22 protein-coding genes are annotated in these 25425 nt (G+C 68.6%); 10 read left to right on the top strand and 12 right to left on the bottom strand.

Annotated features, from left to right (window positions below):
- Nucleotides 1-117 precede the first annotated feature (117 nt).
- The 6 genes from EKE94_RS04250 to EKE94_RS04275 all read right to left on the bottom strand — a co-directional run bounded on the left by EKE94_RS04250 (nt 118) and on the right by EKE94_RS04275 (nt 3473).
- Nucleotides 118-621, bottom strand: coding sequence for a GFA family protein (locus tag EKE94_RS04250; protein ID WP_127905328.1), 504 nt, complete (start codon nt 619-621; stop codon nt 118-120).
- Entirely contained in the window at nt 618-911 is a 294-nt protein-coding gene (locus EKE94_RS04255) for an antifreeze protein (RefSeq protein ID WP_235855888.1), read from the bottom strand. Before EKE94_RS04255 ends, EKE94_RS04250 begins: the two co-directional genes overlap by 4 nt.
- 26 nt (nt 912-937) lie before the next feature.
- Nucleotides 938-1363, bottom strand: coding sequence for a lysozyme inhibitor LprI family protein (locus tag EKE94_RS04260; protein WP_127905329.1), 426 nt, complete (start codon nt 1361-1363; stop codon nt 938-940).
- A 353-nt stretch (nt 1364-1716) separates the two neighbouring features.
- A complete protein-coding gene (locus tag EKE94_RS04265) occupies nt 1717-2022 on the bottom strand; it encodes an urease subunit beta (protein ID WP_127905330.1) in 306 nt (101 codons plus the stop codon).
- A gap of 224 nt (nt 2023-2246) precedes the next feature.
- Nucleotides 2247-2549 (bottom strand): urease subunit gamma, encoded by a 303-nt coding sequence (locus tag EKE94_RS04270; RefSeq protein WP_127905331.1) that lies wholly within the window; start codon nt 2547-2549, stop codon nt 2247-2249.
- A 126-nt stretch (nt 2550-2675) separates the two neighbouring features.
- Nucleotides 2676-3473 carry an urease accessory protein UreD gene (locus EKE94_RS04275; RefSeq protein WP_127905477.1) on the bottom strand — a complete coding sequence of 266 codons (798 nt, stop codon included), beginning with the start codon at nt 3471-3473 and terminating at the stop codon, nt 2676-2678.
- A gap of 283 nt (nt 3474-3756) precedes the next feature.
- On the opposite strand from EKE94_RS04275, the gene pyrC reads away from it, so the two are divergent.
- The 6 genes from pyrC to EKE94_RS04305 all read left to right on the top strand — a co-directional run bounded on the left by pyrC (nt 3757) and on the right by EKE94_RS04305 (nt 9818).
- The gene (gene pyrC / locus EKE94_RS04280; RefSeq protein WP_127905332.1) at nt 3757-4794 is read left to right on the top strand and encodes a dihydroorotase; all 1038 of its coding nucleotides are present in this window, start codon (nt 3757-3759) and stop codon (nt 4792-4794) included.
- A 61-nt stretch (nt 4795-4855) separates the two neighbouring features.
- Complete coding sequence (locus tag EKE94_RS04285; protein ID WP_127905333.1) at nt 4856-5533, top strand: orotate phosphoribosyltransferase; 678 nt, start codon at nt 4856-4858, stop codon at nt 5531-5533.
- 222 nt (nt 5534-5755) lie between these two features.
- Entirely contained in the window at nt 5756-7270 is a 1515-nt protein-coding gene (locus EKE94_RS04290) for a replicative DNA helicase (protein ID WP_127905334.1), read from the top strand.
- Between the two features lie 23 nt (nt 7271-7293).
- The gene (locus tag EKE94_RS04295) at nt 7294-7686 is read left to right on the top strand and encodes a VOC family protein (protein ID WP_127905478.1); all 393 of its coding nucleotides are present in this window, start codon (nt 7294-7296) and stop codon (nt 7684-7686) included.
- Between the two features lie 97 nt (nt 7687-7783).
- Nucleotides 7784-8827, top strand: coding sequence for an alanine racemase (alr, locus tag EKE94_RS04300; RefSeq protein ID WP_127905479.1), 1044 nt, complete (start codon nt 7784-7786; stop codon nt 8825-8827).
- A gap of 220 nt (nt 8828-9047) precedes the next feature.
- A complete protein-coding gene (locus EKE94_RS04305; RefSeq protein WP_127905335.1) occupies nt 9048-9818 on the top strand; it encodes a DNA repair protein in 771 nt (256 codons plus the stop codon).
- 100 nt (nt 9819-9918) lie between these two features.
- On the opposite strand, the gene EKE94_RS04310 is transcribed toward EKE94_RS04305, so the two are convergent.
- Nucleotides 9919-11538 carry a DUF6351 family protein gene (locus EKE94_RS04310; RefSeq protein WP_127905336.1) on the bottom strand — a complete coding sequence of 540 codons (1620 nt, stop codon included), beginning with the start codon at nt 11536-11538 and terminating at the stop codon, nt 9919-9921.
- A 113-nt stretch (nt 11539-11651) separates the two neighbouring features.
- Between EKE94_RS04310 and radA the strand changes: the two genes are divergently transcribed.
- Nucleotides 11652-13022: a DNA repair protein RadA gene (gene radA, locus EKE94_RS04315; protein ID WP_127905337.1), complete on the top strand. Its 1371-nt coding sequence runs from the start codon at nt 11652-11654 to the stop codon at nt 13020-13022.
- Nucleotides 13023-13037: 15 nt separating this feature from the next.
- A complete protein-coding gene (locus EKE94_RS04320) occupies nt 13038-13592 on the top strand; it encodes a CvpA family protein (RefSeq protein ID WP_127905338.1) in 555 nt (184 codons plus the stop codon).
- Nucleotides 13593-14031: 439 nt separating this feature from the next.
- Here EKE94_RS04320 and EKE94_RS04325 read toward each other — a convergent pair whose 3' ends face one another.
- Both EKE94_RS04325 and EKE94_RS04330 read right to left on the bottom strand, forming a co-directional pair.
- Nucleotides 14032-15822, bottom strand: coding sequence for an ABC transporter ATP-binding protein (locus EKE94_RS04325; RefSeq protein WP_328590462.1), 1791 nt, complete (start codon nt 15820-15822; stop codon nt 14032-14034).
- Nucleotides 15765-16463, bottom strand: coding sequence for a tyrosine-protein phosphatase (locus EKE94_RS04330; protein ID WP_164870819.1), 699 nt, complete (start codon nt 16461-16463; stop codon nt 15765-15767). The genes EKE94_RS04325 and EKE94_RS04330 overlap by 58 nt, the downstream gene beginning before the upstream one ends.
- Nucleotides 16464-16658: 195 nt before the next feature.
- Between EKE94_RS04330 and EKE94_RS04335 the strand changes: the two genes are divergently transcribed.
- Nucleotides 16659-17867 (top strand): pyridoxal-phosphate-dependent aminotransferase family protein, encoded by a 1209-nt coding sequence (locus tag EKE94_RS04335; protein WP_127905341.1) that lies wholly within the window; start codon nt 16659-16661, stop codon nt 17865-17867.
- Nucleotides 17868-17936: 69 nt separating this feature from the next.
- Here EKE94_RS04335 and EKE94_RS04340 read toward each other — a convergent pair whose 3' ends face one another.
- Nucleotides 17937-19049 carry a pyridoxal phosphate-dependent aminotransferase gene (locus tag EKE94_RS04340; protein ID WP_127905342.1) on the bottom strand — a complete coding sequence of 371 codons (1113 nt, stop codon included), beginning with the start codon at nt 19047-19049 and terminating at the stop codon, nt 17937-17939.
- A 329-nt stretch (nt 19050-19378) separates the two neighbouring features.
- Nucleotides 19379-22501: a valine--tRNA ligase gene (locus EKE94_RS04345; protein WP_127905343.1), complete on the bottom strand. Its 3123-nt coding sequence runs from the start codon at nt 22499-22501 to the stop codon at nt 19379-19381.
- Nucleotides 22502-22651: 150 nt separating this feature from the next.
- Between EKE94_RS04345 and EKE94_RS04350 the strand changes: the two genes are divergently transcribed.
- Nucleotides 22652-24106, top strand: a complete 1455-nt coding sequence (locus EKE94_RS04350) for a cobyric acid synthase (RefSeq protein WP_127905344.1) — start codon at nt 22652-22654, stop codon at nt 24104-24106.
- A gap of 21 nt (nt 24107-24127) precedes the next feature.
- Here EKE94_RS04350 and EKE94_RS18850 read toward each other — a convergent pair whose 3' ends face one another.
- Nucleotides 24128-25093, bottom strand: a complete 966-nt coding sequence (locus EKE94_RS18850; protein WP_235855890.1) for a hypothetical protein — start codon at nt 25091-25093, stop codon at nt 24128-24130.
- Nucleotides 25094-25425: the final 332 nt, after the last annotated feature.

Here is a 25425-nt window from a genome sequence, read left to right on the forward strand (position 1 = left end):
ACCAGATTGCGGTTCGGTCCCGGACTATGGCGACCGCTTCCGAGGGGCCCGGTCGCGCGGTGTGTTGTGCCCCCCGCCCGGGTCAAGCTGAGCGGATCAGATCCGGTCGGACGACGATCAGTCGACCCATAGCCCGCGGGCCTTGTGCCAGGCCTCGATCGACTCTTCAGGGTAGCGGTCGAACATCTGATCCTCCGGCCCGGGCGTGACCTCGACCCACGGCGCCTTGAAATCCAGCATCATGTGCACGCGGGTGGGCGGGACCGGCAGCGGGGTATCTATGGCCGACGCGAAGGGATGCAGAAGATCCGGCCATGACGGGTCGAACAGCCACAGCCCCGCCCCGCAGCGGGTGCAAAAGTTCCGCTCGCCACTCGACGTCCGGCAGTGACCGTCATCCTCGTGGATCTCGGCGCGGAACACGCCGATGGCGTCGCGGCCGACCTCGCCGCCGATATCCAGCGTATCGGTCAGCGCACTGAGGTTGATGGCATAGCCGCCGCCGCCCTGCTGTTTGCGGCAGATCGAGCAATAACACAGCTGATAGGGCACGGGGGCGTGTGTCTCGACCGAGAACGTCACAGCCCCGCAGCGACAAGAACCTTCAAGGGTCATGGTCATCTGAACTTGGGCCCCCTCTTGGCCAGCCGGACAGAGTTCGCGTGGGTCTTGCGCGAAATGGGGCGCAGCCATGCCGCCATGACCTCGTCCGGGCGGGCCCCGCTCAGCGCCTTGGCCCACGCATCCTGCCCGGCTTGGGCGAAGACCGGTGCCTTTTCGGAAACCATGCGCTGCGTCTCGCCCGGGGCCACGGCCCAGACGCCGGCCAGGCCGAGGCAGCGCAGTCCGACCACCATTTGCGCCTCGGCCATCATCGTCGCCATGGCCCAGCCCGTGGTGTAAAGATCCACTGGCGTTGCGATCTTTTTTGCGCGGGTCACAGGCTTGCCCCGAACTCTGTCAGGTCCTCGGTGCGCTGGCGCGTCAGCCGCTCACGACACGAGAACCCGACGATAGGAGCCATCGTTCCGGCGCCATAGACCCGCGTCTCGGCCTCGCAGGCGCTGTCGCGGAACGATACCCAATCGCGCTGCGCGGCGCGCAATGCCGCCTCGGTCGACGCCGCGCCATCAGGTTCATTCGCGCCGTCAATCTGCCGGGCCCGCTCTACGGCCTCTCGATAGGCTGCATTCAGAGCGTCGTCGGCACTTTGCCAGTCCTGTTTGGCACATTCCGCCATATCGCGTGTGGTCATGGCGTTCGCGCAATCAAGGCCCGCGGCCTTATCATCCGCCGATTGTGCCACCGTGGGCCCGGCCAGGGCAGCGGCGATCAGGAAAGCCGCTTTGGGCAAGTCGATCATGAGTTTCTCCTATGAGGTAACGAATGAGAGACCGGGCCGCCGAGCCGTCAAGCGTGTTGCGCCGATCCTTAGAAACTCTATGCCGCAACGCGCCCGGAATCGGTAGAACGCGACGCGAATTCACGGCCCACGCTTGTTGCATCCGATTGACAGAATGTTGCGGATACGGCACATGGAAATGGCGGCGAGGCGCCGGTTCGCCGATTACCGCGCCGTTTTCCCTCCGGGCCGGTCGAAAGGCCGGCCCGATCTGGAACAAGCCCCGGAAACCATTGGATTTTAGCGAAAGCGGCAAACCGCTCATCCGCGATTCGAATTAGGCTGGATCCCGCCCGTGGGCAGTAAACGGCCTCTCAAAGAGGTCCCATCACAGCTCCGTTGAAGCCATGGACCTCGCGGGCGCCACCGAACGGAACCAAGGTGACATCGCGGGTCTGCCCGGGCTCGAACCGAATGGCCGTTCCCGCCGCGATATCCAGCCTGTGGCCGCGCGCGGAATCCCGGTCGAAATCCAACGCGGCGTTCGCCTCGGCGAAGTGGTAGTGGCTGCCGACCTGAACCGGACGATCGCCAGTGTTTGCGACGGTCACGGTAACGGGCGTGCTCCCGGCGTTGAGCGTCAACTCTCCCGGTGCGGAAATGATTTCTCCCGGTATCACGGGGCGGCTCTCCTTCGGCAGGGCGGCAAGTGTCCGGCGTGGGTCAGCGGCGGTCCCGCACGCGGATCGGAATGGGCTGCGGTGCGGGTTGCGGCGTCAGGGCCTCGAGGATGTCACGCAGGGCGCTTGCAATCTTCGTCACTCTCAATCTCCTCCGGAACCGATTGATGCCAGCAAGGGCGGGCTTGTCCATAGATAATGTGCCCCGCGCCCGATCCAAGATGCTAGCGGATCGGATGGTGCACCGTCACCAACTTCGTCCCGTCGGGAAAAGTTGCCTCGACCTGCACATCGTGGATCATCTCGGGCACCCCCTCCATGCAGTCGGCGGCCGCGACGACGGCGGCGCCCGCCTCCATCAGGTCGGCGACACTGCGGCCGTCGCGCGCCCCCTCGACCACGAAATCGGTGATCAGCGCGATGGCCTCGGGGTGGTTCAGCTTCACCCCCCGTGCTTTGCGGTTGCGCGCCACCATGGCGGCGAGGCTGACGAGCAGCTTGTCCTTTTCCCGGGGTGTCAGGTTCATCTGTGTGCCTTTTCGGTCTGTGGGTCGAAGCGGTGGGGCATCGTCGTGGATGCCACGCCGTCGGTGCTGAAATGATCGGGTCGTCCGCAGACGTGTCCGGCCCCGGGGTGCAGGATCCGCCGCATCCTAAGCCTGCCAGACGCGGGGCAGCCCCGCCTGCCCCAGCCGCGCGATCAGCCGCACCAGCGCCCGGCGCAGCGGCGCGCCGCCGGGCGCCATGGCGCGCAGGATCAGCCGCCCGTCCCAGGAGCTGGCGGCGGCGGCGATACCCGTTGCCTGCGCCAGATCTTCGCGGACCGGGCCCAGGGCATCCTCGGCCCCCGGTGCGACGAAGACCAGCGTGGCCAGCGCTCGGGCGCCGGCCAGCCCCGCCGCGTCGCCGCGCGCCAGAATGCGGTCGTCCAGCGCCACGGGCTCGGCCACGATCGGGCGCCCGTTGCGGCGGATCGTCCGCCGATCGCGCAGCGCCAGACGGCGCACCGTCTCGCCCATTGCGGCACGACCTAGGATCAGCGTCTCGACGCTCAGGCATTGCGCGTCGGGGCCAAGGTCGATTTCGGTCGTGCGGTCCAGTGCCGCCTGGTCGAAGAGGATCGTTTCCTGCGGCAGCCAGTCCAGCACGGCGCCTGCCCCGGCCGTCAGCCGCACGTCGATCCGCCCCGCACCGCCCGAGCTTGCATAGACCCGTTCGGCCGTCTGGGTGGTGGCGACGCAGCGGGCCCCGGCATCCAGGTCCAGCCGGTAGTCGAAGACATCGCCACCCGTGACCCCGCCCGCAGTGTTGAGGAACACCGCCTCGGGTACGGGACCATGGGTGCGCGGCAGCAGCGCCTTGGCGGCGCCCGACTGGTGCAGTCCCGCAAGCCGCACCCCCCGGTCCGAGCTGGCAAAGCGCACCGCGGCGCGGCCTCGGGCACGCTGCATCACGCCCGGCGCGCCGGGCGCGGGGCGCGCGTGCTCGCCCGGCAGGATGTTCAGCCCGTCCTTCATCGCGCCGACGCTACCGGCGGGTAGCGAAAACATGCAACAGCCCGGGGGCATTCTCCCACGGCTTGTGCCGTGCGGCGCGCGGGGGCGCCCGGTTTTTGGGCAAACGCGGCTCTGGCCCCCGCCCGCGTCCCGCGCTATTCGCGGGGGTGCCTGCGGTGTCACCAGCCGCGGCCATCCGCGCCACGCCCGCCCGCCGCCCAGAAGGAGCCCGCAGAGAATGACCGAGACCCTGACCCTGCGCCGCCCCGACGATTGGCACCTGCACCTGCGCGACGGCGAGATGATGACGGCGGTGACGCCGCATTCGGCGCGCGATTTCGGCCGCGCGATCATCATGCCGAACCTCGTGCCGCCGGTGGTGACCGCGGCCGATGCCGAGGCGTACCGCGCCCGCATCCTGCAGGCGGTTCCGAAGGGCGCGGATTTCACCCCCCTGATGACGCTGTACCTGACCGAGACGACGGACCCTGCCGATGTCCGCCGCGCGGCCGAAACCGGCCTGATCGCGGCGCTCAAGCTTTATCCGGCCGGAGCCACGACGAATTCGGACTCCGGCGTGCGTGACTTCGACCGTGTCATGCCGGTGCTGGAAACGATGGCCGAGATCGGCCTGCCGCTTTGCGTCCATGGCGAGGTGACGGACCCGGCGGTCGACATCTTCGACCGCGAGGCGGTGTTCATCGACCGCGTACTGGACCCGCTGCGCGCCCGGATGCCGGGGCTGCGGGTGGTGATGGAGCATGTCACCACAGCCGACGGCGTCGCCTATGCCCGCGCCGGTGGCCCCGACCTGGCCGCCACCATCACCGCGCATCACCTTGTCATCAATCGCAACCACATCCTGGCAGGCGGGATCCGTCCGCACTACTACTGCCTGCCGGTGGCCAAGCGCGAAACCCACCGCCTGGCGCTGGTCGAGGCGGCGACAAGCGGCGAGGCATGCTTTTTCCTCGGGACCGACAGCGCGCCGCATCCCGACGGCGCCAAGGAATCCGCCTGCGGCTGCGCGGGCTGCTTCACGGCCCCGGTCACCCTGCCCCTGCTGGCGCATGTCTTCGAGACGGCCGGCGCGCTCGACCGGCTCGAGGCCTTCGCCTCGCTGAACGGGCCCGGCTTCTACCGCATGGCGCCGAACGAGGCGCGCATCACCCTTGAACGCGGCGCGCCGGATGTGCCCGCGTCTATTGATACCGGGGCCGGGCCGCTCACCGTCTTCGACCCCGGGTTCCCACTGGACTGGCGGGTGCGCGCCTGACCACCGGCCACGCCCGCGACGATACTGACCTGATCACGACGACTGAGGGAGAGGACGCCCGATGGTGCCCACCACGTTTCCACCGAAGGAAGAGATCGCCCGGCTTTCGGCCGGCATGCTGCTTGAAATCGGGGCGGTGCACTTCAACGCGGCCGAGCCCTTCACGCTGGCCAGCGGCCTGCCCTCGCCCACGTATATCGATTGCCGCAAGCTGATCTCCTATCCCCGCATCCGCACCGCGCTGATGGATTTCCTGGCGATCACCGTGATGCGCGAAGCGGGGTTCGAGGCCTTCGACAACGTCGCGGGCGGCGAAACCGCAGGCATCCCCTTTGCCGCGCTGGTGGCCGAACGCCTTGCCCTGCCGATGAGCTACGTGCGCAAGAAACCCAAGGGCTACGGCCGCAACGCCCGGATCGAAGGGGTGATGCGCGACGGCGACCGGGTGCTTCTGGTCGAGGACCTGACGACCGACGGCGGCTCGAAGCTCAGCTTCGTGGACGCGATCCGCGACACCGGGGCCACCTGTGCCCATACGGCGGTGATCTTCTACTACGGCATCTTCCCCGAAACGGTGCCGAACCTCGACCGTCACGGCATTCGCCTGCACCACCTGTGCACGTGGTGGGACGTGCTGGCCGCGGCGCGTGAAAAGGGCAGTTTCGACGCGGCCACTCTGGACGAGGTCGAGACCTTCCTGACCGCGCCGCGCCCCTGGCAGGACGCCCGGCGCCCCTGATCGGCGGGCTTTCGCCCGCCCGGTCCAACTCCTCGGCCTCCCGCAGCACCGGGTCTGCGCGTCTGCGGCGGCGCACCGCAACATGTGGAGCACTCTGGCGCCACCGCCCCGACATGCGGTTGAGGCGGTGGTTTATCCCGCGGTCATCCACAGAGATATACAGTTTGAAACGCCCCCGGTCGGCGGCTATCACCGACACACCCCGAGCAGGAAGGTGGCCCCATGAACGAGATCACCGCGATCCGTGACACGCGCCCGCAGGCAGGCCAGTCCGACGATACGCCGCAGGCCGATGCCCTGCCGCATTCGATCGAGGCCGAGCAGCAGCTGCTGGGCGCGATCCTGACCAACAACGACGTCTACGACCGCGTCGCCAGCGTCATCGACGCCAGCCATTTCTACGATCCGGTCCATGCCCGCATCTACGAAATCGCGGCGGCCCGTATCGCCAAGAACGCGCTGGCCTCGCCCGTGACGATCAAGGCCTTCATGGAAGAGGACGAGGGCCTGAAGGAGCTGGGCGGCGCGCAGTATCTCTTCCGTCTCGCGGGGGCGGCGATTTCGTCCTTCGCGGCGCGCGACTATGCCCAGATGATCCACGATTTCGCGATCCGGCGATCGCTGATGCGGCTTGGCCACGACATCGCGGCCAAGGCCGGGCGCATCGACGTGGAAAGCGAGCCCAAGCAGCAGATCGTCGAGGCCGAGCAGCAGCTTTACAAGCTGGGCGAGGCCGGACAGTCGAACCAGGGTTTCGTGTCGTTCCTGCGCGCGGTGACCGATGCGGTGAACGTCGCCAATGCCGCCTACCAGCGCGAAGGCGGTCTGGCGGGCGTTTCCACGGGCCTTGTCGACCTCGACAAGAAGCTCGGCGGCCTGCACCGGTCCGACCTTCTGATCCTTGCCGGGCGCCCCTCGATGGGCAAGACGTCGCTCGCCACCAACATCGCCTTCAACATCGCCAAGGCCTACAAGCGCGGGCGCATGCCCGACGGCAGCGAAGGCGCGGTGGATGGCGGCGTCGTGGGCTTCTATTCGCTCGAGATGTCGGCCGAACAGCTGGCCGCACGGATCCTGTCGGAAGCGTCCGAGGTGCCGTCGGAACAGATCCGGCGCGGCGACATGAACGAACGCGAATTCCGCCGCTTCGTCGAGGCCGCGAAAAGCCTCGAGGCCTGTCCGCTTTACATCGACGACACGCCCGCCCTGCCGATCAGCCAGTTGGCCGCCCGCGCGCGGCGGTTGAAGCGGGAACACGGTCTCGACGCGCTGTTCGTCGACTACCTGCAGCTGGTCAAGGGCACCGGCCGCGGCGACAACCGGGTCAACGAGATCTCGGAGATTTCCCAGGGCCTCAAGGCCATCGCGAAGGAACTCGATGTGCCCGTCGTCGCCCTGTCGCAGCTGTCGCGCCAGGTCGAAAGCCGCGACGACAAGCGCCCGCAGCTGTCCGACCTGCGGGAATCGGGCTCGATCGAGCAAGACGCTGACGTCGTGATGTTCGTGTTCCGCGAGGAATACTATGTCGAGCGTGAAAAGCCCTCGGACGACCGGCTGGACGAAATGGCCACGTGGCAGGACCGGATGGAGAAACTGCACGGCAAGGCCGAGGTCATCATCGGCAAGCAGCGGCACGGCCCCATCGGTTCGGTCGATCTCAGCTTCGAGGGGCGGTTCACCCGCTTCGGCAACCTCGTGCAGGCCTGGCAGCAGGGCGATACCGAGAACTTCGGCTGACGCCAGTGGGGAGCGCCGTGGGCATCACCGGGGTAAATCACCTGACGCTTGCCTGCCGCGATCTCGACCGCGCGACGGCCTTCTACCGCGATGTTCTGGGCGCCACCCTGCGCGCAAGATGGGAGGCGGGCGCCTATCTGGAACTGGGGTCGCTGTGGCTATGCCTTGCCCGCGGCGACGTGACCCCGCGCGCGGATTACACCCACGTCGCGCTGTCCTGCGCCGCCCCGGATTTCGCGTCGATCGCCGCGCGGATCACCGCCGCCGCACCGCTCTGGCAAGAGAACCGGTCGGAGGGCGCATCGCTTTATTTCCTGGACCCCGACGGCCACAGGCTTGAGCTTCACGCGGGCGACCTCGCGTCGCGCCTGGACCACTACCGGGCCCATCCCGAGGCCGGCGTCACCGTCATCTGAGCGCGCGCCATGGCGCCGCGGCAACGCTTGCGGCGGCGGGCCGCCCGCCCCTTGCGGCATGCTTGACCTTCCCCCGCCTTGGACCGAAACCACCGCCATGGGAACTGCGACGCTTCACATCGATCTCGACGCCATCGTGGCGAACTGGAAAGCCCTTGCCGCGAAATCCGCGCCGGGGGTCGACACCGCCGCCGTGGTCAAGGCCGACGCCTATGGACTGGGCGCGGGCCACGTGGCCCGGGCGCTCTACCGTGCAGGCTGCACGCAGTTCTTCGTGGCCTATCCCGAAGAGGCCGCGACCTTGCGCGAAACCATCGGGCAGAACCCTCAGATCAACGTCTTTTCGGGGCACATGGCCGGCGATACCGACATGATCTCGGACCTCAACCTCGTGCCGATGCTGAACTCGATCGAGCAGATGACCCGCCATTTCGAGGCGCTGCCCGACCAGCCCTTCGGCGTCCAGCTCGATTCGGGGATGAACCGGCTGGGACTGGAGCCGTCCGAGTGGACGGCCGCCCGCGACATCGTGATGGCGCAGGGTCCGAAACTGTTGATGAGCCACCTTGCCTGTGCCGATGAACCCGACTCTCCGTCGAACGCCCGGCAATTGGCGCAGTTCGTCGAGATGACCGAGGGGCTGGGCGTGCCGCGCTCGCTTTCGGCGACGGGCGGTATCCTTCTGGGGTCTGACTATCACTTCGACGTCACGCGGCCGGGTATCGGGCTTTACGGCGGCCTGCCCTTCGGCGACGCGCAATCGGTCGTGCGGCTGTCGGTCCCCGTCGTGCAGACGCGCGACGTCGCTGCGGGCGAATTCGTGGGCTACGGCCGCGCCTTCACCGCCGAGACCCCGACGCGCATTGCCACCATCGCCGCGGGGTATGCCGACGGGCTGATCCGCGCCATCGGCGGTTCGGCCGTGGCATTTGCAGGCGAGGTGCCCTGCCCGCTCGCCGGTCGCGTCTCGATGGACCTGATCACCGTCGATATCACCCATCTCGACGATACCCCCACGCATCTCGACCTGCTGTGCGAGGCGCAAAGCGTCGACGATCTCGCCGCCTCGGCCGACACCATCGGGTACGAGATCCTGACCTCTCTCGGGGCGCGCTACACCCGGCGCTACGGCAACGCCTGAGCGCCCGCGCAGGCCTTCATCCTTTCGTAGTCTCCGCCGCCTAGGCTGCCCAAACGATCCGGCTCCGGGGCGTAAGCGGTGTTTTGCGCATCAGATCTGTCGCGCGTGGCCACAGCAATCGTTGAAGGTTTCGCCGTCGGGGACGTTTTGTGGGAACCATTCACCGCCCACTGCGTAAGGCCGATAGGAAATATTTTGCCGATTGTGCAGGGAGGTATTGATGTCCGGAAGTATCCGACAGGTCCGTGGGTCCGCCGCACAGCAGGCACACTGGATCGCAAGCGCCATCCTGACCCTCGCCGCGATCGCCCTGGTTTCGGCCTGCATTGCCGCCGCTGCAGGTCTGCTTCCCTGGCTCACCCTGCCCCTGACCTTTGGCGAGGTCACCTATCCGCAGGCGGGCCTTTTCGTTCAGCTGGGCGTCACCGCGCTGATCTTCCTTCTGGCCTGCTCCATGCCGTCGGGGCTGCGCGTCCTGCGCCTGGAACAAAGCCATCGGGATTTCTCGATATGCATGTCCGATGTGGCCGAGGCCTACCGGATCTGCCACGCGGCCGACCGCGAGGGGGCCTTTACCCTCAAGGGTGAGTTCGATGCCGTGCGCGAACGCATCCGGTTCATGCGCAGTCATCCCGACCTGGGCGGGCTGGAGCCCCAGATCCTCGAAGCCGCCGCCCAGATGTCGACCACCAGCCAGGAGCTGGCCGACCGCTATTCCGACGAAAAGATCGACCGCGCCCGCACCTTCCTGCGCCAGCGGCAGGAAGAGATCGAGACGTTCCGCGACCGCATCGTCGAAGCCACCGCGCAGTGCCATGAACTGCGCCGCTGGGTCGATCATGTCGAGGTCGAGGAAAGTATCATGGAAAGCCAGCTGGGCCAGCTTGAGGAACAGCTGGGCGACACATTGGCAAAGCTGGGCTTCGTTCGTTCGGCCGGAACCCCGAACGTGGTGCCGATGAAAAGCGGCATGGCCACCGCGGCCGAGTAGCCCGGGATCGACCGTACCCGGCGCCTCTGCCTCCGGACGCGGAAAGCGGCCGCGGCAGCGCAGATTGGGCGCCGGTTCCCCCGGCGCCCAGAGCCATCCGTCAGTCTGCGCAGCTGTAGCTTTCGACCGCCTGTGGATCGCCGGATCCGTCATACACGGCATGTTGCGGATAGCGGCACAGAGGACGCTCGCGCCCTTCGAACGCCGCACCAGTCGCCGTGACAGCCTCGGGCGGCGTGCCCTTCTCTACCCAGGCCATCAGCGGCGTCAGCATGTCGAACCGGTCCAGCCCGGCAGACCCTCCACGGCAATGTGCCATGCCCGGAACAAGGTAGAGCGCCGCGAAATCGCGCGCGCCGCCCTCTGCCGCCGCATCCAGTCGAAGATAGTAATCCCGCGTGTCCCAGGCCGAAAACCACGGGTCGCTCAGCCCGTGATACAGCATCAGCTTGCTGCCATTGCCGGAGAACGACGACAGGTTGGTCCAGCGATCCGCGTTGATCAGCCATTGCTGCGGCCCCGGCGTGATGCTTTGGGCCACCAGATCGTCGACGCTGCTTTCAGTGTCGGTGTTGCCCGCTTGCCGATTGCTTTCGGCATCAAAGCGGAACAGGCCCGGCGCGGCGCCCTCGGGCATGTCCATCACGCCGGTATCCATCGGGTACCCCGGGTAGATCTGCCGCCCGGTCGAGCTTTCGGTCGGCGCGAACATCGTGCGAACCAGCCCGACCTGCCCCACGTTCAGGCACGCACCCTCTTCGCCCGCCTCGCAGGCCAGCACGGCGGGATCGAAGTCGCAGGCGTCGGGCGCGAAGATCATCCCGTCGCGGTTCCCGTCCAGCCCGTCGCAGGCAGCCAGCAGACCGTCTAGGATCGCCTGCCGCTCGGCCCCGTCGAAGACCGCCGCACGGTCGGGGCTGCCATCCGCGGCCTCCGGCGCCAGCCGGTTCATCGCGATGGCCTTGGCGGCCAGCGCGGTGTTGGAGTGGTCGGTGCGCAGCGCGGGCGCCCCGGCCAGCACCCCGTCGAACAGAAGCGGCGTGCGCTGCGCCGCCTGCATCGCCTCGCGGCCGCCGGTCGAGCAGCCGTCGAAATAGGTGTAGTCGGGCGCCGCGTCATAGTAGCCCTCGACCAACTTCAGGGCGAGCGCGGTGACCTTGGGCACCGACTCCTGCGCAAAGTTCAGCGCGGCAATCTGATCGGCCTGAAAGCTCGGGTCGAAAACCGCGCCCTGGTGTCCGCTGTCGCTGGAGACGACGGCAAATCCCCGGTCGACCGCGGATGTCTCGCCGGCCGCCGCCGCGCCTTCGGGCGGGCGCACCGTGCCGTTCAATCCGCCGCCGCCCTGGTAGAGGAACCGCCCGTTCCAGTCGTCGGGCAGTGCCAGCGCAAAGCCCAGGGCATAGTCGCCGCCGACACCCGACCGACGCTCGAAACTCCCCTCGATCAGGCAGCGCGCGCGCCCCGCGTCGACATGCGACGTCGTGAAGGTCAGGTCGGGATAGTCCGGCATCGCGGCCGTGAACCCTGCGCATGCCTCGGCCGAGCCGCCCCCAGCCGGCCCTGTCGCGTCCTGCGCCGCGGCCCCCTGCGGCGCCAGCATCGCGCAGAGCGCCAGGGCCGACGCCGTCGCGATCCGTCCCCCCCTGCGCCCGCGCGCCCCTGTCCTGGCCGCATCCCCCGCGCCCGCATCCCATGGGCTGTCTCTGTGATCAGTCATGATGGCCTCCCCGCCGTTCTGTGCGCAGATCAGGCTAGGGGGCGCGCGTGTGGGGGGCAAGCGCAGCCTCGGTTGCCCTTGCCCTCGGGCCCCGGAGGCGGCAGGAAGCGGGGATGGCCCGAAAGACCTCAACCTTCGTCTGTGCCGAATGTGGCGCGGTCTATACCAAGTGGTCCGGCCGCTGCGACAGCTGCGGCGCCTGGAACTCGATCCACGAGGAAAAGCCGCTTTCCGCCAGCGGCCCCGCATCCAAGACGCTGGGCGCGCAGCGCGGCAGCGGCATGGTCCTGCATGACCTCGCGACCGAAGAGCTGCCGCCGCCGCGCACCTCCTCCGGCCTGGCCGAGCTTGACCGGGTGCTGGGCGGCGGGTTGGTGCCCGGCTCGGCGATCCTCGTCGGCGGCGACCCGGGGATCGGCAAGTCGACGCTGCTTCTGCAGGCAGGCGCGCGTTTCGCCGCCGCGGGGCTGAAGACGATCTACGTCTCCGGCGAGGAAGCCTCGGCCCAGGTGCGGATGCGGGCGCAGCGACTTGGGCTGGGGCACGCCGACGTCGCGCTTGCGGCCGAAACCAACCTGCGCGACATCCTGACCACGCTCGATGCCGAGCGGCCCGACCTTGTCATCATCGACTCGATCCAGACGATGTGGGCCGACATGGTGGAAAGCGCGCCGGGATCGGTGGCGCAGGTGCGGTCGGCCGCGCACGAACTGACGCGGTTTGCAAAGACCAAGGGCGCCGCCGTGGTGCTGGTGGGTCACGTCACCAAGGAGGGCCAGATCGCCGGCCCCCGCGTCGTCGAGCACATGGTCGACACCGTGCTTTATTTCGAAGGTGAACGCGGCCACCAGTTCCGAATCCTGCGCGCGGTCAAGAACCGCTTTGGCCCTGCCGACGAAATCGGCGTCTTCGAGATGACGGGCGATGGCCTGTCGGAGGTCGAAAACCCCTCGGCCCTGTTCCTGTCGGACCGCGAGGATCCGGCGCCCGGTTCCGTCGTCTTCGCCGGGATCGAGGGGACGCGCCCGCTGTTGTGCGAATTCCAGGCGCTGGTCGCGCCCTCGCCGCATTCCCAGCCGCGCCGCACCACCGTGGGGTGGGACGGCGGGCGGCTGGCGATGATCCTCGCCGTGCTAGAGGCGCGCTGCGGCATCCCCTTCACCGGTCTCGACGTCTATCTCAACGTCGCGGGCGGCATGCGGATCGGCGAACCCGCGGCGGACCTGGCCGTTGCCGCGGCGCTTCTGTCGGCCCGCGAGGACACCGCCCTGCCGCCGCAGTCGGTGGTTTTCGGTGAAATCTCGCTCTCGGGGGCCCTGCGTCCGGTAGCACAGACGGAAAACAGGTTGAAAGAAGCGCAGAAACTTGGTTTCTCGGCGGCGATTGCGCCCGCCCGCAGCAAGACCGGGGATCATCCCGGACTGACTTTCCGATCCTACCCGGATCTGGCCGGTGTGGTGGGCGACCTGTTCGGCGCGGGCTAAGAAAGGCTAATACGTATGGAGGGTTTCACCGTCATCGACGGGGTGGTGGCCGCGGTCATCATAATCTCGGCGATCCTCGCCTATTCCCGCGGGCTGGTGCGCGAAACGCTGGCCATCGCGGGCTGGATCGCCGCCGCCATCGTGGCATTCATCTTCGCGCCAGCCGTCGAACCCGTGATGCGCGAGATCCCGGTGTTGAACAAATTCCTCGACGACAGCTGCGAATTGTCGGTCATCGCGTCCTTCGCGGTGGTCTTCGCGCTGGCACTTGTGGTCGTGTCGATCTTCACACCGCTCTTCTCGGGCGCCATCCAGCGCTCGGCACTGGGGGGGATCGACCAGGTTCTGGGCTTTCTCTTCGGGGTGGCGCGGGGCATCCTCCTGGTCCTCGTGGCCTTCGTGGTCTACGACCGCGTCGCCACCGGCTCGGCCATCCCGATGGTCGACGATAGCCGCTCGGCCCGGATCTTCGAACGCACGCAGGGTTCGATCGACGAGCAGATCCCCGAAGACGCGCCGGGCTGGATCGTCGGCCGCTACGAACAACTCGTGGGCTCCTGCGGCGCCTGAGGCGCAGCGGAGCACCCGACAACGCAAAGGGGGCCGGTTCCGGCCCCCTTTTTCGTGCGAGTGGGGCGGTGCGGGGAGACGAGGCCTTGCGCGGGCGGGGCCCGTCGGCCCCGCAGGTCCCAAGGCCGCGTGTCAGTCGCCGACCATACGCCCGCACACATCGGGTCCCCTACTCTTGCCCCCGACCCCGGGCCTGGCGGGACCGGACCGCGCCCGGGCCCAAGGCGTCTCCTCGGGTGCCACCACGCACCGCGCCGCGGTATCCCAGCGGTTCACCCGGTCCGGCCGGCCACGCGCGCTGTTTGATCATGCACTGCCGCCCGTTGATCAGACGCCTGTGCAATCCTGCCACGCACGCCCGGGCATGGTGGCGACCGTTTCACCCGGTGCCAGCGCATGGCGGCCGGCACGGGTCACTCGGCCTGGGCCTTCAGCCTTTTCACGAGTCCTGGTCGCTGAACTGCAACCGGTAGAGCCGCGCGTAGGCGCCGCCACGGGCCAGCAGCTCGTCATGCCGCCCCTCCTCGATGACGCGACCGCGGTCCATCACAAGGATGCGGTCGGCATTGCGGATCGTCGCCAGCCGGTGCGCGATGACCAGCGTCGTGCGGCCCCGCGCGAGGCGGTCCAGTGCCGCCTGAACCTGCGTCTCGGACTGCGCATCGAGGGCCGAGGTCGCCTCGTCCAGCAGCAGGATCGGCGTGTCGCGCAACAGTGCCCGCGCGATGGCCACGCGCTGGCGCTGCCCGCCCGACAGGTTCGTCCCCCGCGTCCCCGCGGGACTGTCGAGCCCCTGGGGCAGAGCCGCCGCGAACTCGGTCACGTGCGCGTCGGCCAGCGCGGCCTCAAGCTTTGCCTGCGGCACGTCGCGGCCCAGCAGGATGTTGTCGCGCAGGCTGTCGTCGAAAAGCGCGGTCTCCTGCCGCACGACCGACAAGGCGCCGCGCAGCGCGGACAGCTCCATCCGGTCCACACCGGTGCCGCCGATGGCGATGCGGCCCGCCTGTGGCTCGATCAGCCGCGCAATCAGGGCGAAGACCGTGCTCTTGCCTGCGCCCGAGGGGCCGACGATGGCGGTCGTCTCACCCGCCCGCGCGGTGAAGGTCAGTCCGTTCAGCACGGGATCGCTGCCATAGGCGAAATGCACGCCCTCGAACACCACGTCGCCCCCCGCGGGGACAGGCTCGGGCGCGTCGGGAGACAGGATCGTGGGCCGCTCCAGGCTGACCGCGTGCAGCCGCTCCAGGCTGGCCGCGGCCACCTGCCACGCGCCCGACACGTTGCCGATGCGGCGCAAGGGTTCGAACACCAGCGCGATGGCGGTGAAGAAGGACATGAACTGGCCCACGCTCTTCTCTCCGGCAATGATCTCGTACCCGCCGTAGGTCAGCACGCCGAAGAAGCCGATCGCCGCGACCACGTCGATCAGCGCGGGGATCGCCGCCTGCCCCGCCTCGGTGCGGATCTCGGCATTGACGAACCGGTCGAGCGCGCCGGAGAAGCGGGCGTGATCATGCGCCTCGATCCCGGCCAGCTTGATCGTATCAATGCCGTGGAACGTTTCGTCCAGCCGGGTGGCCAGATCGGCCGCCGCCGTCCGCGCGGTGCTGGTGGTGCGGCGCACCTGCCGTTGCAGCCAGGCCATCGGCGCCATCAGCAGCGGCGCACCGGCGACCGCGATCAGCGTCCAGAGCCAGTCGACCGACAGGGCGACGGCCAGCAGCGACAGAAGCGAAACCAGATCGCGTCCCGCCGCGCCGAACACCGTCTTCCACACGGTCGAGGCGACAACGGTGTCGCCGCGGATGCGTTCGATCAGAAGCCCCGGCGCATGGGTGTGAAAGAACGCGCTGTCCAGCCGCAGCATGTGGCCCACGAGATCGCGCTGCAGGTGCGCCGCGACGTTGCGGCCCACCACGGCCATCAGCACCCTGTGGCCGAAGCCCGACAGCGCGCGGATCAGGAACACCCCCGCCACGGCGGCCGAGACCCAGACCACCGCACCGCGGTCGCCCGCGACGAAGACCCGGTCGAACATCGGTTGGATCAGCCAGCTGAGCAGCCCCAGCATCGCCCCTTCGAGCGACATTAGAAAGACCGCCGCGAGCACCTTGCCCTTGTGGCGCGACAGGTAGCCGCGCCAGACCCAGCGCATCAGATCCCGGCCCGAGGTCATCGCGTCGCCCTTTCCGCCCGAAAGCTGTCGGTCAGCCGCGCGGGGTCGTAGCACGTCTCGATCCACTGCCGCACGGACATCCGCCCACCGTCGCTTTCTGCCTCGTAGACGTCGAGAAGATGGTCGAGGATGCCGGCCTTCGATCCCTTGCGGTGCAGGTAGCGCCAGTGCAGCTCGGCCCGCGCACGCTCAAGGCTCGCCCCCTGCTGGTCCAGCAGGAAGAGCGCGGCCGCCAGCCCGGTACGGTCGGCACCAGACTTGCAGTGCATCAGGAACGGCCGCTCGACCGTGTCGAAAAGGTGCAACAGGTGCAAAAGCTTCTCGCGCGTGGCCAGTTTGCGCGCGCCCAGATGGGTGAGGTGCAGCGTCACCCTGTGCTGCGCGCAGGCCTCCCGCTCGAACAGGGTATAGCTCCACGAGGCATCGCCGCGCAGCGAGATGATGGACCTGATCCCCATCCGGGCATAGGCCCCGATCCGGCGCGGCGACGGCTGGTTGGCCCGCCAGGCACCCGGCGCGATCTCGTGCAGGTTGGTCCAAAGCAGCCGGACGAAGGCATGATCGACAAGGTGGAAATGGCGCCATGCCGCGCGCCGCCCGGCCGGGGTCGAGATATCGTCACCGAAGGACCAGCTGACGCGCCGCTCCCATGCCTTGACCCGCTGCGTGGCCCGCCCGAGCCAGTTCTCGCCCATATCCACCCTCATTCTCTGAGGTCGCGGGATACCGCCCCCCGGGGCCCGAGACAAGCGTGGGCGGCCGGTCCGGGCGCAACGGCCCGTCCGCGGGGGCGGCGGGGCGCCCGGGCAGACGTGCCGGGGCAGATTGACCTTTCCGCCGGGCGGCGGTTAGCTCGGCACGCCGATCCTGATCCCCTGGAGATTTCGCCGATGTCGCTTGCCCATGGCCGCCATTACCTTGCCATTCCCGGCCCGTCGGTCATGCCAGACCGCGTGCTGCAGGCGATGCACCAGGCCGCACCCAACATCTATACCGGCGCCCTGACCGACATGGTCCCGACCATCGTCGCCGATCTCAAGGCCATTGCCGGCACCACCGCACATTGCGCGATCTACATCTGCAACGGCCATGGCACGTGGGAGGCGTCGCTGTCGAACCTTCTGGCGCAGGGCGACAAGCTGCTTGCGGTCACGACGGGGCGTTTCGGCATCAACTGGGCGCTGCATGCCCGCGCGATGGGGGCCGAGGTCGAGGATCTGGATTTCGGGCTGCGCAGCCCGGCCGATCCCGCCGCGCTGGAAACGCGGCTGCGCGCCGACACGACCCACGAGATCCGGGCGGTGCTGGCAAGCCACGTGGACACGGCGACCGGCGTGCGCAACGATATCCCCGCCCTGCGCGCCGCGATGGACGCGGCCGGGCATCCGGCGCTGCTGATGGTCGATTGCGTGGCGTCCCTGGGCTGCGACCCGTTCGAGATGGACGCCTGGGGTGTCGACGTGATGATCGCCGCCTCGCAGAAAGGCCTGATGACGCCCCCGGGGCTGGGGATCGTCTTCTTCTCGGACAAGGCGGCCAAGGCGCAGGCGCGGGCCGACCGCGTGACGCCCTACTGGGACTGGGCGCCGCGCGCCAATCCGGCCGAATTCTACCAGCATTTCGGCGGAACTGCGCCCACGCACCACCTGTTCGGCCTGCGCGCCGCGCTCGACATGATCGGCGAGGAAGGGCTGGCGAATGTCCATGCCCGCCACGCGACACTCGCCCGCGCGGTCTGGGCGGCGATCGACCACTGGGGGGCCGAGGGCGGCACGACCGAGCTCAACATCGCCGATCCGTCCTTCCGCAGCCACGCTGTGACGGCGGCGCGGATCGCGCCCGAGCACGGCACCCGCCTGCGCGACTGGCTGACGGCCAACGCGGGCGTCACGCTGGGGATCGGCCTTGGCATGGCGCCGGCGGGCGATCCCGCCTGGCACGGGTTTTTCCGGGTGGGCCACATGGGCCACGTCAACGCGGGGATGACGCTGGGCCTTCTGGCGTCGATGCAGGCGGGCATGGATGCGCTGGGGATTCCGCGCGGCCCCGGCGCGCTCGACGCCGCCGCCGCCGTCTGCGCCGCGCATCCGGGGGCCTGAGGGCTACCGGGCCGCGGGGGCTCTGCTTCCGGCCGGGCTCGGCTTCGGCGCAGGCTCGGCAGGGCCACCCTAGTCGGTCGCCCGCGCCCGTTTCAGCGCCGCCGGCAGGGCGGCGGCGAGGCGGTCGAGGTCGGCCTCCGTGCCGCAGCTGATACGGATCGCGCGGTCCTGCGGGGCGACAAAGGGCATCCGCACGAAGATGTCCTGTGCCGCAAGCTCGACCAGCACACGCCGCGCCAACGCGCCGTCTCCGCCGCAGTCGACAGCCACGAAATTGGCGGCCGAGGGGATGGCCGTGAGCCCTGTTTCGGCCGCGATGCGGGCGATCCGGCCGCGGGCCCGCGCGACCTCGTCGCACACATGGGCCAGCCAAGGCGCATCCTCCAGCGCCGCCAGGGCCCCCGCCTGCGCGGCGCGGTTCATGCCGAAATGGTTGCGCACCCTTTCAAACGCCGCGATCAGCGCCGCGGGCCCGATGGCGTAGCCGACCCGTGCCCCGGCCATCCCGTAGGCCTTTGAGAAGGTGCGCAGCCGGATCACCCGGGGATCCGAGGGATCGAGCGGCGGCGCGGTGCCCTCGGGCGCGAATTCGACATAGGCCTCGTCGAGCACCAGAAGCCCGCCCGACGGCACCGCCGCGATGGCCGCCAGAATCGTCTCCGCGTCGTGCCATGTCCCCATCGGGTTGTCGGGGTTGGCAAGATAGGTGAGCTTTGCCCCCGCCGCGCGGCTGGCCGCGATCAGGGCCTGCGGATCCTCGTGGTCCCGCGCATAGGGCACGGTCAGCAACCGGCCGCCATAGCCCGCGACATGGTAGCCAAAGGTCGGGTAGGCCCCGGCCGAGGTGACGACGGCGTCGCCCGGCGCCACGATCAGCCGCACGAGATAGCCCAGTAGGCCGTCTATCCCCTCGCCCACCACGATGCAGTCGGGCGGAACCCCGTGGTGGCGGGCCAGCGCGTGGCGCAGATCGTGGCTTTCGGGATCGCCGTAGCGCCAGATCTCGGCGGCGGCGTCGCGCATCGCCGCGATCGCGCGCGGGGACGGGCCGAAGACGTTTTCGTTGGCGCCGATCCGCGCGGCAAAGGGCCGTCCGCGCGCCCGCTCCTGCGCCTCGGGGCCGACGAAGGGCACTGTGGCGGGAAGACTGCGGGCAAGAGCGGTGAGGCGCGGATCGGTCATGCGCGCGATATGGCCAGAGAGATCGCAACAGGGCAAGGGCCCAGAAGGCCGAGAGGAGACACCCTGTGCGGCAAACTCATAAGCAAATAGCGCCGGGATCCCCGCGCCCTATGCTACGGCTTCCCGGCCCTCGGCACGATCACGCGTCTCTGGCGCCACGCGCCCCCGGCGGCATTGGCCGACTGGTTGAAGGGCAGTTGCGCCTGAAGGCGGGCTAACAAGGAAAGCGACATTTTGGGAGCAAAGCCCCTCGGCCACGGTCCCCGAGTGGGATCGCGAGGGACGCGCGGACGAAGGACGGGCGGGCGGCCGCGGCCGCCCTGCCCGGGTCAGCCGATTTCGTCCAGCCGCGCCAGCGCCGCGCGCAGCTTGGCGGCGTCGGCCTCGCGCCGTTCGAGGTTTGCGCGGGTCTCGGCCACCACCTCTTCGGGCGCGCTTTGGGCGAAGTTCGGGTTCGACAGGCGTCCGCGCAGGCCGCCCAGCTCCTTTTCCAGCTTCTGGACCGATTTCTGCAGGCGCGTCCGCTCGGCGCCCACATCGATCAGGTCGGCAAGAGGCAGCGCAAAACTGCCACCGCGCACGGGGATCGTGGCCGACCCCTTGGGCGCCTCGGCGACCTCGGTGATGGTGTCGATCCGCGCAAGCCGCCGGATCAGCGCGTCGTTCTGCCCAAGCGCGGCGCGGCCGGGCGCGTCAAGCTCCACCAGCAGAAGCGGCACGTCGGCGCCTGCGGGCACGTTGGTTTCACCGCGGACCGAGCGCACCGACTCGATCAGCTCGATCACCCAGCCCATCTCGGAATCGGCCTGCGGATCGACTAGATCCGCCGCGGTGTAGGTGGGCCAATCGGCGTGGATCAGCATCTTGGCGCGCTTGGCCGTGGTCCCCCACAGCTCTTCGGTGACGAAGGGCATGATGGGATGCAGCAGGATCAGGCACTGGTCCAGAACCCACGCCAGCGTCGCCCGCGTCTCTTCGATCACCGCGGCGTCATCGGCACCGAAAAGCGGCTTCGACAATTCCAGGTACCAGTCGCAGACCCGCCCCCAGACGAAGCCGTAGAGCGCCGAGGCAGCCTCGTTGAACCGGTACCCGTCGAGCGCCGCGTCGACCTCTTCGCGCACCTTCGCCGTTTCGCCGATGATCCAGCGGTTGACGGTCGCGGTGGCGGCGGGCGGCGCGGCCTGCGGGCTGCGGCCTTCGAAGGTGCCGTTCATCTCGGCAAAGCGGAAGGCGTTCCAGAGCTTGGTGCCGAAGTTGCGGTAGCCCTTGATCGTGTCGCGGCTGAGCTTCAGCGTGCCCCCCAGCGCCGCCATCGCGGCGTTGGCGAACCGCAGGGAGTCGGCGCCGTACTCGTCGATCAGCTCCAGCGGGTCGATGACGTTGCCCAGCACCTTGGACATCTTCACGCCCTTCTCGTCGCGGACGAGACCGTGCAGGTAGACGGTGTCGAAGGGTTTTTCGCCGACGACAGCGTATTGCATCATCATCATTCGCGCCACCCAGAAGAACAGGATGTCCTGCCCGGTCACCAGCACGCTGGTCGGGTGATAGCGGCGCATCTCTTCCCACTCGGGCCCCGGCCAGCCCAGCGTTCCGATCGGCCAGAGGCCGGACGAGAACCAGGTGTCCAGCACGTCGGGGTCGCGCCAGACCGGGTAGACCAGTTTCGACGGGTCCTGATCGGTGGCGTAATGCGCCAGGCTTTCGGCAAGCGCGTGCAGCGCGGCGTTGCGATCCTCGACCTCGACGATGCGCGCATGGCTCAGGGGGGACGGCAGGTCGGCGATCTCGTCCTGGAACCCGCCGGTGACCTCGGGCAGCTCGGCGCCCACTTTCTGCACGTCGCCGGAATGGACCATCCCGCCGTCGAGCAGAAGCTTCAGCAGGTCGACCTCGTCCAGGTCGCCCGTGCCGCCCGACATCGGCGTGCCCAGGTCGAAGCCGTACCAGACCGGAATCCGGTGGCCCCACCAGAGCTGGCGCGAGATGCACCAGGGCTCGATATTCTCAAGCCAGTGGAAATAGACCTTTTCGCCCGACTCGGGGATTATCTTAGTCTCGCCCGAGCGCACGGCGTCCAGCGCGGGGCCCACGACCTTTTCCGCATCGACGAACCACTGGTCGGTCAGCATCGGCTCGATCACCACCTTCGACCGGTCGCCGAAGGGCTGCATGATCTTCTTGGGCTCGACCAGCGGCACGAGGCGGTCGTCGGGGGCGACGTCGGCGCCCTCTTCCGGCTCGACCTTGCGCTGCGCCGGCTGGCCCAAGCGCGGGTCGGAGCTGGGCACCTCGACGGCGAGGCCGGCATTGGTGATGTCCTCGACAACCAGCTTGCGCGCTTCGAACCGGTCCAGCCCGCGGTACTTCTCGGGGACGAGGTTCAGGCTGTCGATCTCGGCGGCGTCAGCCTCGGCGCCGGCGGCGATCTCGCGCGCCCGTTCGACGGCCTCGGCATAAGGGGCGCCGTCGTCGCGCATCGTGGCCGACATATCCATCAGCCGGTACATCGGCAGCTTGTTGCGGGCGGCGACCTGGTAGTCGTTGAAGTCGTGCGCGCCGGTGATCTTGACCGCGCCCGAGCCGAAATCGGGGTCGGGGTACTGGTCCGTCACGATGGGGATCACCCGGTCGCACAGCGGCAGGTGCACCATCTTGCCCACGATCGGCGCATAGCGGCTGTCCGAGGGGTGGACGGCCACGGCACCGTCGCCCAGCATCGTTTCGGGCCGGGTCGTGGCGATCGAGATGTAGTCGCGCGTCTCGCGCATGATCTCGGTGCCGTCCTCGTCGGTCTCGACGTATTCATAGGTTTCGCCGTCGGCCAGCCGGTACTTGAAGTGCCACATGTGGCCATCGACTTCCTTGTTCTCGACCTCGAGATCGGAAATCGCGGTTTCGAAATGCGGGTCCCAGTTCACCAGCCGCTTGCCGCGGTAGATCAGGCCCTTTTCGTACATGTCGACGAAGACGCGGATCACCGCCTCGTGAAACGCCGGGTCCATGGTGAAGGCTTCGCGCGACCAGTCCATCGAGGCACCCAGGCGCTTGTCCTGCTCGATGATGGTGCCGCCCGACCGCGCCTTCCACTCCATGACCTTTTCAAGAAACTTTTCGCGCCCCAGCTCGCGGCGCGAGGGCTGGTTCGTGCGCGCCAGTTCGCGTTCCACCACCAGCTGCGTGGCGATGCCCGCGTGATCGAGCCCCGGCTGCCACAGCACGTCCCGGCCGCGCATCCGGTGCCAGCGCACCAGGATGTCCATCAGCGTGTGGTTGAAGGCATGGCCAGCATGCAGAAAGCCGGTGACGTTGGGCGGCGGCAGCATGATCGAGAAGGGGCTTGCCCCCGGCTTGGCGTTAGCGCCCGCGGTGAATGCGCCGGCCTGTTCCCATTCGGCATAGATGCGCGGTTCGGCCGAGGCGGCGTCGAATGTCTTTTCCATCGGCATGGGGTGTCCCTTTCTCGTGTCCCGGCTGATCTAGCGAAGGGGCGCGGGAAGGGAAAGCCCCGCGCTTTCCCGCGCGCCCCGGTGGGGCTATGGCTGGGCATACCCGGGCGCCCGCGCCCGGTCAGAAAGGGCACAGGCAGAGGGCAGCAGATGGCCAGGGCGATCATGATCCAGGGCGCGGGATCGAACGTCGGCAAGTCGCTGATCGTGGCGGGGCTGGCGCGGGCCTTTGCCCGTCGCGGCCTGCGTGTCGCCCCGTTCAAGCCGCAGAACATGTCCAACAACGCGGCGGTGACCGCGGATGGCGGCGAAATCGGGCGGGCGCAGGCATTGCAGGCCCGGGCGGCGGGGCGCGCGCCGATCTGCGACATGAACCCGATCCTCCTGAAACCGGAAAGCGAGACCGGCGCACAGGTCGTCGTCCAGGGCCACCGCGTCGCGACGCTGAAGGCCCGCGACTATGCCGCCCGCAAGGGCGACTGGTTGCCCGCGGTCCTGCAAAGCTTCGGCCGGCTTGCCGCGACCGCCGACCTGGTGCTGGTCGAGGGCGCGGGCTCGCCGGCCGAAACCAACCTGCGCGCCGGCGACATCGCCAACATGGGGTTCGCCGAGGCCGCGAACATCCCCGTCGTGTTGCTGGGCGACATCGACCGGGGCGGCGTGATCGCGCAATGCGTAGGCACGCACGCCGTCCTGTCGGATGCGGATCGTGAACGAGTGAAATCCTTCGCTATCAACAAGTTCCGGGGCGATCCTGATCTTTTCTCGGACGGCATGACCGATATAGCCACGCGCACCGGGTGGGCGCCCCTGGGGGTGATCCCGTGGTTCGACGGCGCGTGGCGCCTGCCAGCCGAAGACGCGCTCGACATCCGGTCAGGGCCCCGTGGCGGTGGGATCAAGATCGCGGTTCCGGTGTTGTCGCGGATCGCCAATTTCGACGACCTCGACCCGCTATCCTCCGAGCCGGGGGTCGAGGTCACGATGGTGCGCGCGGGTCAGGCCCTGCCCGGAGACGCGGACGTGGTGCTGATCCCCGGGACCAAGGCAACACTGGCAGACCTTGCCTACATTCGGGCGCAGGGCTGGGATATTGACGTGAAGTCCCACGTCAGGCGCGGCGGGCAAGTCATTGGTATCTGCGGAGGATACCAGATCCTTGGCAGACAGGTGAACGATCCCGAGGGGTTGGAGGGCCCGGCGTCGTCGCACGAGGGGCTGGGGCTGTTGGACGTCAGCACCGACTTGCGGCCGGCCAAGCGGCTGGCCCTGTCTCAGGCACAGCATCGCGCATCCGGCGAGCCCCTCGAAGGTTACGAAATTCACCTGGGCGTGACCGATGGGCCGGACCGTTCACGCGGGTGGCTTGAGGTGGATGGCCGGATCGAGGGCGCGGCCTCTCCCGACGGGCGCGTCAGGGGCACCTACCTGCACGGGCTTTTCGCCGCCGACGGGTTCCGGCGGGCCTTTCTGGCCGAGCTCGGCGCACCGCACAGCGGGATGGCATGGGACGATACTGTCGAGAGCGCGCTCGACGATCTTGCCGAGCATGTCGAGGCTCATCTTGATCTCGACGCCGTTCTGGCGCTGGCGACCGAGGTCTGAGGCGGCGGGGCAGCCCCGCGCCTACTGGAAGTCGCGGATCGAGATTGCGCGCATGATCTCGCGCCGGACAAGCTTGCGCACGTTGCGCGTGATGCGCTCGCCCAGGGCACCCTGAAGCTCTTCGCGCACGATCTCGGCCACCATGTCGCGCAGCGTCTCCTCGTCCAGCACAGCCTCTTCGGACATGTCGACCTCGGGCTCCGCGGGCGGGCTTGGAACACCGGGCGCCGCATCCAAAGCGTCTTGCCGATGCGTGGGCGCCTCGGCCTCGAACGACCGCGCAAGGGCCGCATCGAAGCGGCGCGCCTCGGCCCGATAGGATTCTTCGGCATCGGCGAACAGCTCGGCGTCCTCGGCCCCCTCACCCACGTCCGCATGGGCCTGCGCACCGGGCGCCGCGCCGTCGTCACCGCCATAGATCAACCCGGCGATCAGGTCGTCGGTCTCGTCCCACTCCCCCTCATCGGCCGCCTCGGCCGTCGTCGGGGTCCAATCTATCGAAGACTGTGCGTCTCCTTCCCACGACTCTACCTGCCATTCCGCCGCTTCCCAGGCCGCGTCGTCGTGGCCATCCGCGTCGGTCGGGCCTTCCTCGACTGCCCCGGAAGCATTCACGTTGCGGGCGGCGGCCTCTTCAAAGTCAATGACGGTGTGCAGAACGCTGCGCGTTTCCCGTTCGAGCAGCTCGCGAAAGCTCGGAGCATGGGTCGCGTCGGGATCCCCGACAGGGGCGGCGGGGTCGTTGGCCCCCTCGGGATGACCTGCGGACGAAGCCTCGGGGCCGGGATGGTCGTCGCGCGGCGCCTGGGGCGTGCGGGACAGAATCCGGGTCGGGCGGTGCTGTTCGGTATCCTCGCTTCCGTCCGGCTCGAACTCGAAGGCACGGGCGTTGACGGCCGCCTCAAGCTCGGCAATGCGGTCCTCAAGCGTCTGTACCCGACGCGCACGCTGCGCCTCGGCATCGTCGTCCGTTCCGGCGCCAGCCAAGGACCGTTGCGAAACGAATTGCGGCGGAAGGAAATCGCTGTCGGGCTCGTCAGCCGCAGGAAAATCCGGTTGCCCGGCCGCCCCATCCGCAGTCCGGGCCACTTGGCCTGCCGACACGTCATCGGTTTTGGCATCGGTGTCCGTGTCCGTGTCCGTATCAGAGTCAGAGACGCGGAAATCCGGGGTCAGAACCAGTCGGGCGGCAGGTTCGGGGTCTGCACGACCGTGGCGCGTCGACATGTCCGGCCACCGGCGGTCGGGACGCACGCCCCCATCGGTGGAGACGAGCCGGCGCACGGACGCCAGCACATCTTCGATTTCCGCACTGCTTA

It is taken from the genome of Mesobaculum littorinae, assembly GCF_004011175.1.
GTDB lineage: Bacteria > Pseudomonadota > Alphaproteobacteria > Rhodobacterales > Rhodobacteraceae > Tranquillimonas > Tranquillimonas littorinae.